The sequence below is a fragment of the Microbacterium sp. Clip185 genome (assembly GCF_028743715.1).
Classification (GTDB): Bacteria; Actinomycetota; Actinomycetes; order Actinomycetales; family Microbacteriaceae; genus Microbacterium.
The window spans coordinates 1,081,932-1,096,702 of record NZ_CP117996.1 but is presented as its reverse complement, the minus strand read 5'-3'; the positions used below and the strand labels follow the sequence as shown (position 1 = coordinate 1,096,702).

Here is a 14,771-nt window from a genome sequence, read left to right as displayed (position 1 = left end):
TCGACTCAGCCTGCGGGGCAGGACTGCGTCACGCCGTTGATCTGGTAGGAGCCGCCGGGGTTCTCCAGGCAGTACTGCGTCGCCTGGTCGATGAGGCTCACGAAGCTCACGATGACGATGATCCCCACGATGATCCCGATCACCATGAGGACGGAGCTGACGATGATGGCCCAGAGAGCGGGGAGGTTGCGCACCCCCGCCTTGCGGCTCTGCACGAGAGCCACGATGCCGAGGATGAGACCGAACAGCTGCGCGACGAAGGCCAGGATGAGCGCCACGATGCCGAGCGTCTTGCCGGGCACCGGGGCGCCGGGTGCAGGCTGGCCGGGAACCGGGCCGGCTGCGGGCGGCGCGGTCGGATAGGCCGGAGGCACCTCGGAGGAGGCCGCGGGCGCCGTCGGATACGCCGGGGGCGCGGCGGGGTAGGCCGGCGGCACCGGCGAAGTGTTCTCGGGCGATCCGGTCGGGTCGGTCATGATTCCTCCTGATTCGGCGCGGGCACGGTGCGCGCTCCGACGCTATCGGCTGCACCGCGTGGGCGCACGGGCGACACTCAGTCCTGCGTCGGACTGAGGCTCGTATCGATGATCGGAATGGCGGCCGTGATGGCCTCGAGGCCCGACAGCCGGGCGGGCGAGAGCTGCTTGAGCACCTCGTCGCGCGGCATGAGTCCCGCCTCGACCACGAGGTCGGCGACATTGCGACCGGTGAGCAGCGCCGTCTTCGCGAGCGCCGCCGCTGCCGCGTACCCGATGAAGGGCGTCAGCGCGGTGATCGCACCCACCGATGAGCCGACCATGGCACCCAGGCGATCGTGGTTCGCCGTGATGCCCTCGACGCAGTTCACGCGCAGCGTCCACATGGCCTGGCGCATCCAGGTGATCGACTGGAAGATCGAATGCGCGATCACCGGCTCGAAGGCGTTCAGCTGAAGCTGGCCGCCCTCGACCGCCATGGTGACCGTCATGTCGGCGCCGACCACGGCGAACGCCACCTGGTTCACGACCTCGGGGATGACCGGGTTGACCTTGCCGGGCATGATGCTGGAGCCCGCCTGACGCGCGGGCAGATTGATCTCACCCAGACCCGCCTGCGGGCCGCTGGAGAGCAGGCGCAGGTCGTTGCAGATCTTGGAGAGCTTGATCGCATTGCGCTTCAGCGAGGAGGAGAACGACATGAACGAGCCGGTGTCGCTCGTGGACTCGACGAGGTCGTCGGCCGTGGCGAGGTCGAGCCCCGTGATCTCGCGCAGATGGCGCAGCACCGAGGGTGCGTAGTCCGGATGCGTCGTGATGCCGGTGCCGATCGCGGTCGCCCCCATGTTGACCTCGTGCAGCAGCCACGCGTTCTCGCGCAGCCGGTGGAGATCCTCGCCCAGCGTCGTGGCGAAACCGTGGAACTCCTGCCCGAGCGTCATCGGCACCGCATCCTGCAACTGCGTGCGGCCGACCTTGAGCACGTCGTGGAACTCGCGCGACTTGTCGAGGAACGCCTGGCGCAGCAGATCGAGCTCGACCAGCAGGCTCTGCAGGGTGAGCGAGAGTCCGACCTTGATCGCGGTCGGGTACACGTCGTTCGTGGACTGGCTGCGGTTGGTGTGATCGATCGGCGAGAGGAACGCGTAGTCGCCCTTCTCGCGCCCGGCGAGCTCGAGCGCAACGTTCGTGATCACCTCGTTGGCGTTCATGTTGGTCGAGGTGCCGGCGCCGCCCTGGATCACGCCGACGACGAACTGGTCGTGGTGGCGACCCGAGATGACCTCCTGCGCCGCCCGATCGATGAGCGACGCGCGCTCCGCGTCGAGCACCCCGATCTCGCGGTTCGCTCGGGCCGAGGCCTGCTTGACCATCGCGAGCGCCACCACGAGATCGGGGTAGACGGAGATCGGGCGCTTGGAGATGTCGAAGTTCTCGAGGGCCCGAGCCGTGTGGATGCCCCAGTAGGCATCTGCGGGGATCTCGAGGCTCCCGAGGGAGTCGGTCTCGGTACGGGTACGCGTCGTTGCGTGCTCTGGCATGCGTTGTCCTTGTGGGTCGTCGGCCGATTGCCTCACCGAGCCTAATCGCCGTACCCGCGCATGCCACCGGACACGGCGTACACCCCGCGGGCGACAACCTCCCCGGCGGCGAGCGTCAGCGCGGGCGTTTGCGAGAGAAGGCCTCGAGTCGCTCCGCGGGGCTGAGAGCGGCCATCTCCCCCACCCACTCCGGCGTGAAGAAGTCGGCCGTCTCGGCGTCGACGACAGGAACGACGGCGTGCGTGACGGTGTCGTCGTAGACGTGAACGAGGTGGAACGACTGCCCCGCATCCATGCCGTTGACCTGGTCCGCGGGGCGCGCCAGATCCATCGTGTAACAGGTGGCGGCCGCGACACTCACGGGCACTCCCGCGAACGTGCCGGAGGTCGAGTGGTGGAGGTGCCCGGCGAGGATGCCGCGCACGTCGCTGCCGCGCACGACGCCGGCCAGCCGGTGCTGATCGCGCAGCTCGAGAATGTCGAAGAACGGGATGTGGCTGGGTAGCGGCGGGTGGTGAAGCGCCAGGAGCGTCCCCAGTGGCGCGGGGGTCGCCAGGACATCGGCGAGCCACGCCAGCTGCGCGTCGTCGATCTCGCCGTGATGCCAGCCCGGCACGGTGGAATCGAGCACCACTAGGCGGAGGCCGTCGAGGTCGTGGACGGCGGTGACGGGCTCGTCGCTCGCCGCAGCATCCAGCAGTTCGGTGCGCAGCGGCGCCCGTTCGTCGTGGTTGCCTGCCACCCACACCAGCGGCGCGCCCCATCGGTCGGCGGCAGGCTCCAGCACCTCGCGCAGCGCCCGGTAGGCCTCGGGCTCGCCCAGGTCGGTGAGGTCGCCCGTGCACACCACGGCATCGGGACGGATGCGGGTGCGATCGATCGCGGCCACCGTGCGCCGCAGGTTCGCGAGCGTGTCGTAGCGCCCGCCCAGGGGCGCGTTGCCCGCGAGGAAGTGCGTGTCGCTCAGGTGGACGATCGTTCGCAGAGCGGGCGGATGCTGCCCGAACTGCACGGCGGCGGATGCGGCACTCATACGGCCACCCTAGGACCGGCCGCCGACGCCGACGCGGCGATCAGTGGCCGATCACGATGATCAGCAGCCCGGACAGCACCGCCAGCGCGCAGAATCCGAAGGCCGCGCACGCGACGGCGAACGCGAGCCGCTTCTGGCCGACGGTCAACGGCGAGCGCTTGGCAGCCTTCGCCGCGGCCTTCTCGGCTTTGGCGCGCTGCTTGTCGGTCATGACGGTGATCGCGTCGGTGAACTCCGCGGGCGCCACCACCGGCGCCCGTCCGGCGCGCACCAGCATCCGAAGGCCTAGAGCGTAGCTCCCGACGACGGCGACGGCCGCGATGAGGGCGGCGAAGAAGACCTGCACGAAGGCGAGCCAATCGATCTGGACGTCCATCAGCGCTGTCCCTTCTCCTGACGGGCCCGCTCGCGCTCCAGGCGGCGCTGGCGACGCGTGGGGGGCGGGTTGCGCTTGACCTTGACGGCACGGCCGGAGTCGGCGACCTCGCTCATGGCGTTGGCTGCGGTCACCTCGTCACGACGCGAGCGCAGGAAGAGCAGGAGGACGATGATGACGGCCAGCACTGCGTCGATCGCGATGCCCCACGGGCCGAGCCACGCGACGATGAGCGCGGCCCCGGCACCCACGATGCCCGCGGCGGGAAGGGTGAGCAGCCAGCCGATCGTGATGCGCCCGACCGTCCGCCAGCGCACCTTCGCGCCACGGCGACCGAGCCCGGAGCCGATGACCGAGCCGGAGGCGACCTGCGTGGTCGACAGGGCGAAGCCGAGGGCACTGGAGGCCAGGATCGTGGCGGCGGTCGAGCTCTCCGCCGAGAATCCCTGCGCGGGCTTCACGTCGGTGAGCCCCTTGCCGAGCGTGCGGATGATGCGCCAGCCACCCATGTACGTGCCGAGAGCGATCGTGAAGGCGCAGGCGAAGATGACCCACAGCTGGGGGTCAGCGTGAGCCGAATCCTGCCAGCCGGCCATGATCAGCGCGAGGGTGATCACGCCCATCGTCTTCTGCGCGTCGTTGGTGCCGTGGGCGAGTGCGACGAGGGACGAGGAGAAGATCTGCCCCCAGCGGAACCCGTCGCGTCCGTCCGGCTTGCCGTCGTAGCGTCGGGTCACGGCGTACGCGAGCTTCGTCGCGGCGAAGGCGATGACCCCCGCCGTCACCGGAGCGATCAGCGCCGGGAGGATGACCTTGCTGAGCACGACGCCGAAGTCGATCGCATAGGCACCGATGCCCACCAGCGTCGCGCCGATGAGACCGCCGAACAGCGCGTGCGACGAGCTCGAGGGAAGACCCAGCAGCCACGTCAGCATGTTCCAGGTGATGGCGCCGATGAGCCCGGCGAAGATCAGCGGGAGGAAGGCTCCGGGTGAGATCTGGTCCTCTCGCACGATGCCGTGCGAGATCGTCTTGGAGACCTCGGTCGACAGGAACGCGCCGACGAGGTTGAGACCCGCCGCGAGCAGGACGGCGACCTTCGGCTTCAGGGCACCCGTCGCGATAGGCGTGGCCATCGCGTTGGCGGTGTCGTGGAAGCCGTTGGTGAAGTCGAAGAAGAGCGCGAGTCCGATGATCAGGACGACGATCAGTGCTGCGGTTTCCACCGTTCGCTTTCGGTGAGAGGGAGAAGGAAGGAGAGCCGAGCGAACGGCGGCGCGAACGAACAGTTCACCGTGGAGTCGGCATTCGTTAACCCGACCACACGGAATCCTTACATCGCCCGCCCTCCCGGTCAACTCGGTGCGCCGGGGGTAACCAGCGCTCCGCGTCGCCTCGCGCAGCTCCTGCGCGGACGGGCCGGAACCTGCCGCATCCGACTAGCGTGGAACGGTGACCGACTCCGCCATCCCCGCAGCCCCGCATGCCGCTCGCAAGGTCCGCTCGCGTTCGCACCACGGCGACGTCTTCGACGACCCGTACGAATGGCTCCGCGACAAGGACGACGCGAGCGTCGTGGCTCATATCGAGGCCGAGAACGCCTACACGGATGCACGCACCGCGCACCTCGTGGGCCTTCGCGAGCAGATCTTCCAGGAGATCAAGGGACGCACGCTCGAGACCGATCTCTCCGTGCCCACCCGGCGCGGTGCGTGGTGGTACTTCTCGCGCACGGAGGAGGGCAAGCAGTACGGCATCCACTGCCGCGCACCGCTTGCCTCGCCCGACGACTGGACTCCCCCGGTGCCCGAGGGCGCCCTGCCGGGCGAGCAGGTGCTGCTCGACGGGAACGCCGAGGCCGACGGCGAGGAGTTCTTCTCCCTCGGCACCTTCGAGGTCTCCACCGACGGGCGCCTGCTGCTGTACGGCGTCGACACGTCCGGCGACGAGCGGTACACACTGCGCGTGCGCGATCTCGAGACGGGCGCGACGCTGCCCGACGTCATCGAGGGCACGTTCGCAGGCGCCTCCCTGTCTCCCGACGGGCGTTTCGTGGTCTACTCGACCGTCGACGACGCCTGGCGCCCCGACAAGGTCTGGCTTCACGAGCTGGGCACCTCGGTCGCCGACGACGCACTTCTCTTCCACGAGAGCGACGACCGGTTCTGGGTGGGCGCCGGCTTCACCCGCAGCGACCGCTACCTGGTCATCGGGGTCGGCTCCTCCATCACCTCGGAGGAGTGGCTGCTTCCCGCCGACGACCTCCGCGGCGAGCCGCGTGTCATCTGGCCGCGCCGGGAGGGCGTGGAGTACGACAGCGACCATGCCGTCGTCGACGGCGAGGACGTGCTCTACATCCTCCACAACGACCAGGCGGTGGACTTCGAGCTCGTGCGGGTGTCCGCATCCGATCCGCAAGGTGCGCGCGAGGTCGTCGTGCCGCACCGCAGCGGCCGGCGCCTGCTGGGGCTGTCCACTTTCCGCGACTGGGCCGTGCTGGCGTACCGGCGCGAAGGATTGGCGCGGCTCGGCATGCTGGACTACGCGGACGGTGCGGTCGCCGAGGTCGAGTTCGACGAGCCGCTCTACTCGGTCGGCACGGCGGGCAACCCCGAGTGGGCCCCTCCCCTCATCAGGCTGGGCTACGGCTCGTTCGTGACGCCCTCGACCGTCTTCGACTATGACCCCGCCACGGGCGAGCGTCTCGTGCGCAAGCAGCAGCCGGTGCTGGGCGGCTACGATAGCGTCGACTACGCTCAGGCCCGTGTCTGGGCTACCGCGCAGGACGGAACGCAGGTGCCCGTCTCGCTGGTGTGGAAGCGCTCGTTCGGGGATGCGGGGGCTGCGCCTCGACCCGTGCACCTGTACGGCTACGGCTCCTACGAGCACTCCATCGAGCCGGCGTTCTCCGTCGCGCGCCTGTCCGAGCTCGACCGGGGGGTGATCTTCGCGGTCGCGCACGTGCGCGGCGGCGGCGAGATGGGCCGTGAATGGTACGAGAACGGGAAGCTGCTGGCCAAGCGCAACACGTTCACCGACTTCGTCGACTGCGCCCTGCACCTGATCGACCATGGCTACACGTCACCGGAGCTCCTTGTCGCCGAGGGCGGCTCGGCGGGCGGTCTGCTGATGGGCGCCGTCGCGAACCTCGCACCGGAGCTGTTCGCCGGCATCCTGGCCGACGTGCCGTTCGTGGACGCGCTGACGACGATCCTCGACCCCTCGCTCCCGCTGACGGTCATCGAGTGGGATGAGTGGGGAGACCCGCTGCACGACCCAGAGGTGTACGCCTACATGAAGACGTACTCGCCCTACGAGAACGTGCGTGAGGGTGTGACGTATCCCCGCATCCTGGCCGTCACCTCGTTCAACGACACCCGCGTGCTGTACGTGGAGCCCGCGAAGTGGGTGGCACGGCTGCGCGAGGTCGGGGCCGATGCGCTCCTCAAGTGCGAGATGGTCGCCGGCCACGGCGGCGTGAGCGGGCGCTACAACGCATGGCGCGAGCGCGCGTACGAGCAGGCCTGGATGCTGGACGTCCTCGGCCTCGCCTGACCCCGGCCCTGCGCGCGCCCGGGCTGGACCCCGCCGGCCCTCGCCGGTCCTCGCCGGTCGGGCGACCCCAGCCGGGCATGTCCCACTTCCCGCAACGCGTGTCCCACTTGCTGCAATTCTGGGCACCGAAAACTGCGGCAAGTGGGACATGGTCGATGGGGCGATCCTCCACAGGAGGGGTGAGAGCCACGAGACCTGTGCACAGCGCGGGTCTCCCGGTCCGAGCGCAGGATGCTCAGGGGTATGCCCCCGGTTGATCCCCTTCCCCCTGACCTTCCGCCCCACTTCGCCGTCGCCCAGGCGGTGACTCTCGGCCACTCCCCTCACCGGCTTCGACGGTCAGCGTTGCGAGTCCCCTACCGCGGCGTGCGTTCCGTGGCGGATGCGGCCGCGGGAGATGACATCCGGGGCCGGTGCGAGGAGTACGCGCCGCGGCTGCGACCATGGCAGTTCTTCGGAGGAGAGACGGCACTCGCTCTCTATGGGGTTCCCGTTCGTGAATGGCCCCACACGACGGGCATCCACGTCTACGCCCACCGGCCCGCGCGCGAGCCGCGCATCGGCGGCGTCACCGGCCACCGTCTTCAGCACCGCGAACCGGCGACGCGGGAGCACGACGGTCTGCCGATCGAGCACCCGGCACGCGCATGGCGCCAAGCCGCTGCGACATGGCGGATTGACGACCTCATCTGTGCGGCAGAGTTCCTCGTGTCGGGGCCTCGACCTCTCTGCAGTGCGGCTGAACTGAGGGAGGAGGTCGAGACGATGGGCGACGTCCGAGGCCGCCTCACCGCCGCCCTCCGAGACGTGCGTGTCGGCGCTCGGTCCCCACGAGAGACGCGGTTGCGACTGCTGATTCTGCGCGGCGGCCTCCCGGAGCCCGACATCAACTGGACGCTCCTGGACGCGCGCGGCCGACACGTCGCGGAGCTCGACCTCGCGTATCGGCGCTGGCGGATCGGCGTCGAGTACGACGGGCGTGTGCACGCGGAGGATGCCCGTCAGTTCGCGAAGGACGCCGATCGGTGGGATGCGATCCGCGCCGAGGGGTGGGATCTGGTCCGCATCCTGAATCACCACATGCGCGGCGACGGCCGTGCGGCGGTGGACAAGGTTCGCCAGGCTCTCGTTCGCGCCGGCTGGCGGCGCGAACGAAGCTGATCCGCACACAGGATGCAGGCCTCACACGCAGCGTGTCCCAGTTGCCGCAATAGCCCGAGAGCCGTGTCCCACTTGCTGCAAGATCGAGGCACCAAAAGTGCGGCAAGTGGGACATGCCCTGCGGAAAGTGGGACATGCCCTGGCGCGCCTCCGGAAAGGGCGCGAGGACGGCTCAGCCGAAGAGCGCGGCGGCCTCTTCGTAGCGGTACTGCGGAACCGTGTTCAGCTCGCCGAGAGCCTCCGCGAACGGCACACGCACGATATCGGTGCCGCGCATGGCGACCATCTGGCCCCACGCACCGTCGACGATCGCGTCGGCGGCGTGCAGGCCCAGACGGGTTGCGAGCACGCGGTCGAAGGCGGACGGAGATCCGCCGCGCTGGATGTGGCCGAGCACCGTCGCACGGGTCTCGATACCCGTGATGCGCTCGATCTCCGGGGCGAGGACCTCGCTGATGCCGCCCAGGCGCGGGCGGTTGAAGGCGTCCAGACCCTTGTCACTGAAGGCCTCGTCCATGCCCTTGAGCTTGAAGCCCTCCGAGACGACGACGAGCGGCGCGCGGCCACGGTCGTGCGCGCGACTGACCTGGTCGACGATCTCGTCGATCGACATCGGGACCTCAGGGATGCAGATCACGTGCGCGCCCGCGGCGATACCCGCGTGCAGCGCGATCCAGCCCACGTGGCGGCCCATGACCTCGGCGACCATGCAACGCTGGTGCGAGTCGCCGGTGGTGCGCAGACGATCCATCGCGTCGGTGGCGATGTTGACGGCGGTGTCGAAGCCGAAGGAGTAGTCGGTCGCACGCAGGTCGTTGTCGATGGTCTTCGGGACACCCAGCACGTTGATGCCGTCGTTGGCGAGCCGGTTCGCCGCTGCCAGCGTGCCCTCGCCGCCGATCGCGATGATGCCGTCGATGCGGTGCCCGTACAGGGTCTTGGCGATGTTCTCGGCGCCGCCGCGGGGACCCTCGTAGGGGTTGGTGCGACTGGTGCCGAGGATCGTGCCGCCCACCTTCGACAGGCCCTTGACCTCGTGCCGCGTCAGCGGGAAGAAGTCGCCGTCGACCACGCCTCGCCATCCGTCACGGATGCCCACGAACTCGAGGTCGTAGGTCGTGGTGCCCTTGAGCACGACACCGCGGATGACCGCGTTCAGTCCGGGGCAATCGCCGCCGCTGGTGAGAATACCGATCTTCATGCTGGAGTCCCTGCTTTCCGGGTGATGGTGCTCCGGGGAATGGGGCGACGTTGCCTCACCGACACTATCGCCCCGGAGCCCCCGGGCGCACACCCGGGGCCGTGCATATGGATGCGGCTCAGCCGCCGAGCGCGGTCCGCGTCAGGTGCATGAGCGCCGACAGCTGCACGGAGTCGCTCGAACCGGGCTCGACCGCGTGTCCGTCGAGCGCGCGGAGGGACAACCCCTGCTTGGCATCGATGAGCTCGGCGATCTTCGTGTCGATCGTGTGCGCGGCGATGATGCGCCACGCCGTCACCGGCTCGTCCTGTCCGATGCGGTGCACGCGGTCGATGGCCTGCGTCTGTTCTGCCGCGGTCCAGCTCAGCTCCGCCAGCACCACGTTGGATGCTGCTTGCAGATTGACGCCGACACCGGCGGCGGTCAGGGAGCAGACCGCGACGGCGACCTCCGGATCGGAGTTGAACGCGTCGATGGCCGCCTGGCGCGCGATGGCCGTCTGGTCTCCGCGCAGCGAAACGGTCTTGAGGCCGGCCGCGGCGAAGTGCGCCTCGGCCGCATCCATGACGTCGATGTGCTTCGCGAAGAAGACCACCTTGCCGACGGAGCGCTGCAACTGCACGGTGTAGTCGGCCGCGAGCAGCGCCTTGGCCTGGCCGATGCGGCGCACCATCGTGAAGACGTTCTCGCTGCCGGATGCGGCGGCCTTGGACTCGTCCAGCTCGTGCTGGGCGACCAGGCGCACGATGTCCTCGTCGATCTCGCCGACCGGAAGGCCGCGCTCACCGCGGGCTTCGATGATGCGGCGGTACCGCGATGCCAGGCGCTCGCCCAGCTCGCGCTCGGCATGGCGGATCGACCGGCCGTACTCGTCGTCGAGCTCGACGGGCAGATCCGCGACGAGCTTGTCGGGAAGATCCGCCGCCACGTCGGTCTTTCGCCGACGGACGATGCCCATCGAGATGACCGCGCTGCGCGCCTGCGGGTAGAACGCCTTGTCGGCTGGTGTGAGGCCGGTCTCGTCGAGCTTGGCCATCAGCTCCGGGCCCGGCTTCTCACCGTTGGTCCAGCCCAGGAAGCGCCAGATCGCGTCGAAGTCCTCGACGTCGTTGATCAGCGGGGTACCCGTCAGCGCCAGCATGAGCGGATCGCGCCGCGCCTCACGGATGCGGCCCGCCAGAGCGAGCACGTTGCGGGAGCGCTGCGAGGTGAGGTTCTTGATGAAGTGCGCCTCGTCGACGACCATGCCGCGCAGGCCGATCGTGCTCAGCCATGACAGGTGACGGTCGAGGACCTCGTAGTTGACGATGAAGACGTCGGCGAACGCGTCGATGTTCTCGCCGTCGCCCTGGATGACGGTGGCGCGCCGCTGCGGCGTCCACCGGTGCACCTCGCGCGCCCAGTTCATCTTGACGACGTTGGGTACGACGACCAGCAGCGGATACGCGTTCGCGACGGATGCGGCGAGCACCGACTGCGCGGTCTTTCCGAGACCGGGCTCGTCGGCCAGCAAGAAGCTGCGGTGCCCCTCGCGCACGGCCTCGAGGAAGCGTGACTGGTGCGCCATGACCTCGAGCCCCTTGGGCGACAGACGGTCGAACTCGGGCACGGGAGGCAGGTCCATCGACGCTGCTCCCCCGCCGGCGCCCGTCTCGAACGCCTTGTACAGCGGCCCCATGAGCTCCCAGTCGTCGAGGCGACGGCGCGGGGTGCTGCCGGTGGAGCGCGGAGTCAGATCGGGCGCGAGGAAGGGGTTCGCCATCTGTCGGGCCTCGACCTGCGGCGGCACGACCTGCCGGGACGCTGCCGCGGCGGGGATCACCGCGACGGGCGTGGCGGGTGCCGCATCCGTGATGATCAGCTCATCCGGGGCGAGTTCCGCACCGGATTCCAGCAGCCAATCGCGCCGCATCCGCTTCGCGACCGGCGAGGTCGCCTGGTCGACTTCGAGCAGCTGGATGAGGGATGTGTCGCGGGCGGCGGTCTTGGCGAGGATCGTCGCCACGCCGTCCAGCCGCTTGAGCAGTTCGGCACGCGATGCGTCGGTGAGCGTCGTGTCCGACTTCACGCGGGCGCGTTCCTCGCGCACCAGGAAGGCGATGACCTGGAACTTGACGCGGTTGGTGGGGCCCAGCTTGCCGCGCTGGGCTTTCGCCTCGACCTCGCGCACCTTGCGCGCGAGGATCGGGATGACGGGGGCCTCGTCGTCGCGCTTGGCGGACGAGGACTTTCTACGGCGTTGCGCCGCCGGTGCCGTGGTCGGCATGCTCCTCCTGAGCGTCGGGTCCGCAACGGACCGTCGACCGGTGTTTCGAGTCTCGCGGGCGGCTCGGTGCCGGCTCGTACGCGAGAGAGTCGACCGGGCCTGACGTGGATGCAGGGATCCGGGCCGACGGTGACAGTTTAGAGCATCCCGGGGTGCGGTGCAGTCTCAGCCCCAGAGAGTGGCGGCGATGTCCTCCGTGTACCCCTCCGGCTCGCTCGCGCTCCACGATGTCGCGACCCAGCCGTTGCCGCGCAGGAAGTCCGCTTCGTTGCCGCTCGTGCACAGGATGCCGCCCGAGTTGTCGGAGCAGACGAAGCCGGCCGCGGCCAGCATGTCCTGGATGCGCGGCGCATCGGCCGGATCCACGATCGTCACGCTCGTCGCGAGGGCCGAACCTGCAGCGGTGCCCCACGTGCAGCGCAGCGTCGGCGCACCCGAGTCGATCAGGCCCCGCAGGGACTCGACCTGCGTGGTGGCCAGATCGACGCTGCCGTCGTTCAGAGGCGGCAGCTCTGCGTCGAGGCGGCTGCGCATCGACGCAGAGTACAGCGCGTCGCACGAGGCAGGCAGCTCGATCTCCTGCGCCTGGGGGCGGGGCGTCGACGAGGGTGAGGCCGAGGGCGACGAGCCGGGTGTCGGGGATTCGGAGGACGCCGTCGACCCGGATGGCGACGTCGTCGCCGACGGCTCGGGTACGCAGGCAGTCAACGCCAGGACGACGGCGCACAGGCCGAGAGCGGCGCCGAAAGAACGGGGCTTGCGGATCACGACAACCTCCGGGAGTGGGACAGCTTCGACACTAGATGCAGCATCCCGGCCTCCCCGGCAGCCGCGCCGTCGTCAGCCCGCCCGGCGCAGCCGCAGGCTGTTCAGCACGACGAACAGGCTGGAGAAGGCCATCGCAGCGCCGGCGATCATCGGGTTCAGCAGGCCCGACGCGGCCAGTGGAAGCGCGGCGACGTTGTAGGCGAAGGCCCAGAACAGATTGCCTCGGATGACGGACATCACCCGGCGACTGAGCGACAGCGCCGTTCCGACCTGCCCCAGCCGCGACCCGGTGAGCGTGATGTCTCCCGCATGGCGGGCGGCGTCGGTTCCCGCCCCCATCGCGATACCCAGATCGGATGCGGCCAGCGCCGCCGCGTCGTTCACACCGTCGCCGACCATCGCCACCCGGCGCCCTTCCGCCTGCAACTGAGTGATGGCGGCGAGCTTGCCCTCGGGGCTGACCTGCGCCCTCACCTCGCCGATCCCGACCTCCCGCGCGACCCGACGGGCCACGGGCTCGGCGTCGCCGGTGAGCAGGAGCACGCGCATGCCCTCGCGGGAGAGCTCGGTCACGGTCTCGGCCGCGTCCTCGCGCACGGCGTCCTCGAGCTCGAACACGGCGGCGGCGCGCATGCGTCCGTCGCCGTCTGCCCAGCCCACGACCACGTTGGTCCCGATGCTGTCGTCGATGGCAGCGGCGAGTTCGGCCGGGAGCTCGGCGCCTTCATCCGCGGCGAGTGCGACGCTCCCGGCGAAGGCGCGGGAGCCCTCGACCTCTCCGACTACGCCGCGCCCGGGGACGGCCGCGAAATCGGCGACGGCGGGCGCGTCCGCTGCGGCGAGCGCCCGGGCGACCGGGTGCTCAGAGCCGGCCTCGAGCGCGGCGGCGACACGACGTGCCCGCGCCTCGTCGACGCCGGACGCGACGACCGCACGACGCACGCGCATCTGGCCGGTGGTGACGGTGCCGGTCTTGTCGAGCACGACCGTGTCGACGCGCTGCGCGTTCTCGAGGGCGTCGGGGCCCGTGACGAGAATGCCGAGCTGCGCACCGCGACCGGTGCCGACGAGGATCGCCACGGGAGTGGCGAGCCCGAGGGCGCACGGGCAGGCGATGATGAGCACGGCGACGGCTGCGACGAAGCCCTCCGCCACCGAGCCGCCCGCCACGATCCATCCGACGAGGGTGAGTGCCGCGAGTGCGATGACGATCGGCACGAAGACGGCGGAGATCCGGTCCGCCAGCCGCTGCACCCGGCTCTTGCCCATCTGCGCGTTCTCGACGAGCTGCGCGATGCGAGCCAGACGCGTGTCGGCGCCGACCGCATCCGCTCGCACCGTCAACGCACCGCCGTGCACGATCGTGCCGCCGGTGACCGAGGATCCCGGCGCGACGGCCACGGGCACGGTCTCACCGGTCAGCATGCTCTCGTCCACGTCGGCGCGCCCCTCGACGACCGTGCCGTCCGTGGCCAGCGTCGCCCCCGGGCGCGTCACGAACACGTCTCCCGGGCGCAACGCCTCCAGCGCCACCGTGCGGCCGTCGGCGAGTTCCACCTCCGGCACCGTCAGCTCGCCGAGCGCACGAAGCGCCGCACCGGCAGCGCGGCGCGACCGCTGCTCGATGTAGCGCCCCAGCAGCAGGAAGACCGTCACGGCGGCGGCCACTTCGAAGTAGACGAGCGAGCTCGCATCGTGCACCGGGCCGATGAGTGCGACCTCGTGACGGATGCCCCAGCGGCCGGCGGATCCGAACAGCAAAGCCCACAGGCTCCATCCGAACGCTGCGAAGGTGCCCATCGTGATGAGCGTGTCCATGGTCAGCGCGCCGTGACGCAAGTTCGCGAACGTCGCGCGGTGGAACGGCCACCCGCCCCACAGCACCACGGGTGCGGTGAGCACGAGCGACAGCCACTGCCATCCGGGGAACTGCCACGCCGGAACCATCCCGAGCGCGACGACCGGGATCGCGAGGGCGGCGCTGACGATCAGGCGCGTGCGCAGGGGTGTGGCTCCGGGCGCATCCTCCACCTCGTGCACGTGACCGCCGTCGTGGTCGCCGTGCATGTGCGTGGGCCGGATGCGGGCGGTGTAGCCGGCCTCCGCCACCGCCTGCACGAGCCTCTCCTCCGGGAGATCGGCGGGGTAGCTCACGTGCGCGGACTCCGTGGCGAGGTTGACCGCCGCGGCCACGCCGTCGACCGCACCCAGTCGCTTCTCGACCCGCGCCACACAGCTGGCGCAGGTCATGCCCTCGATGTCCAGGACCGCCTCGCGGGTGGTTCCGCCGTGTTCGTGCATGTTTCCATCCTCCTCGCTTCTCGCAACGATATACCCCCCTAGGGTATTCCGCGAGACATTCCCGACGTCCGCGGGAGGGCGTAGCGTGTGCGG

General features: G+C 69.9%; 11 protein-coding genes. 2 read left to right on the top strand and 9 right to left on the bottom strand.

The window, feature by feature from the left end; translation table 11 throughout:
- Positions 1 to 5: 5 nt before the first annotated feature.
- The 5 genes from PQV94_RS05150 to PQV94_RS05130 all read right to left on the bottom strand — a co-directional run bounded on the left by PQV94_RS05150 (position 6) and on the right by PQV94_RS05130 (position 4,652).
- The gene (locus PQV94_RS05150; protein WP_274287718.1) at positions 6 to 476 is read right to left on the bottom strand and encodes a DUF4190 domain-containing protein; all 471 of its coding nucleotides are present in this window, start codon (positions 474 to 476) and stop codon (positions 6 to 8) included.
- Between the two features lie 77 nt (positions 477 to 553).
- Positions 554 to 2,017 carry an aspartate ammonia-lyase gene (locus PQV94_RS05145; protein ID WP_274287717.1) on the bottom strand — a complete coding sequence of 488 codons (1,464 nt, stop codon included), beginning with the start codon at positions 2,015 to 2,017 and terminating at the stop codon, positions 554 to 556.
- A 115-nt stretch (positions 2,018 to 2,132) separates the two neighbouring features.
- Positions 2,133 to 3,050 carry a phosphodiesterase gene (locus PQV94_RS05140; RefSeq protein WP_274287716.1) on the bottom strand — a complete coding sequence of 306 codons (918 nt, stop codon included), beginning with the start codon at positions 3,048 to 3,050 and terminating at the stop codon, positions 2,133 to 2,135.
- 40 nt (positions 3,051 to 3,090) lie between these two features.
- Positions 3,091 to 3,426, bottom strand: coding sequence for a peptidase (locus tag PQV94_RS05135; RefSeq protein WP_274287715.1), 336 nt, complete (start codon positions 3,424 to 3,426; stop codon positions 3,091 to 3,093).
- Positions 3,426 to 4,652, bottom strand: a complete 1,227-nt coding sequence (locus tag PQV94_RS05130; protein WP_274287714.1) for an inorganic phosphate transporter — start codon at positions 4,650 to 4,652, stop codon at positions 3,426 to 3,428. The genes PQV94_RS05135 and PQV94_RS05130 overlap by 1 nt, the downstream gene beginning before the upstream one ends.
- Before the next feature lie 226 nt (positions 4,653 to 4,878).
- On the opposite strand from PQV94_RS05130, the gene PQV94_RS05125 reads away from it, so the two are divergent.
- Positions 4,879 to 6,981 carry a S9 family peptidase gene (locus PQV94_RS05125; RefSeq protein ID WP_274287713.1) on the top strand — a complete coding sequence of 701 codons (2,103 nt, stop codon included), beginning with the start codon at positions 4,879 to 4,881 and terminating at the stop codon, positions 6,979 to 6,981.
- Between the two features lie 765 nt (positions 6,982 to 7,746).
- Positions 7,747 to 8,142 carry a DUF559 domain-containing protein gene (locus PQV94_RS05120; protein WP_274287712.1) on the top strand — a complete coding sequence of 132 codons (396 nt, stop codon included), beginning with the start codon at positions 7,747 to 7,749 and terminating at the stop codon, positions 8,140 to 8,142.
- A gap of 172 nt (positions 8,143 to 8,314) precedes the next feature.
- Here the strand turns inward: PQV94_RS05120 and PQV94_RS05115 are convergent, their stop codons facing one another.
- The 4 genes from PQV94_RS05115 to PQV94_RS05100 all read right to left on the bottom strand — a co-directional run bounded on the left by PQV94_RS05115 (position 8,315) and on the right by PQV94_RS05100 (position 14,678).
- A complete protein-coding gene (locus PQV94_RS05115; RefSeq protein WP_274287711.1) occupies positions 8,315 to 9,343 on the bottom strand; it encodes a 6-phosphofructokinase in 1,029 nt (342 codons plus the stop codon).
- A 118-nt stretch (positions 9,344 to 9,461) separates the two neighbouring features.
- Complete coding sequence (locus PQV94_RS05110) at positions 9,462 to 11,609, bottom strand: DEAD/DEAH box helicase (RefSeq protein WP_274287710.1); 2,148 nt, start codon at positions 11,607 to 11,609, stop codon at positions 9,462 to 9,464.
- A 165-nt stretch (positions 11,610 to 11,774) separates the two neighbouring features.
- Positions 11,775 to 12,143, bottom strand: a complete 369-nt coding sequence (locus PQV94_RS05105; protein ID WP_274287709.1) for a hypothetical protein — start codon at positions 12,141 to 12,143, stop codon at positions 11,775 to 11,777.
- 306 nt (positions 12,144 to 12,449) lie between these two features.
- Entirely contained in the window at positions 12,450 to 14,678 is a 2,229-nt protein-coding gene (locus PQV94_RS05100) for a heavy metal translocating P-type ATPase (protein ID WP_274287708.1), read from the bottom strand.
- Between the last annotated feature and the right edge of the window lie 93 nt (positions 14,679 to 14,771).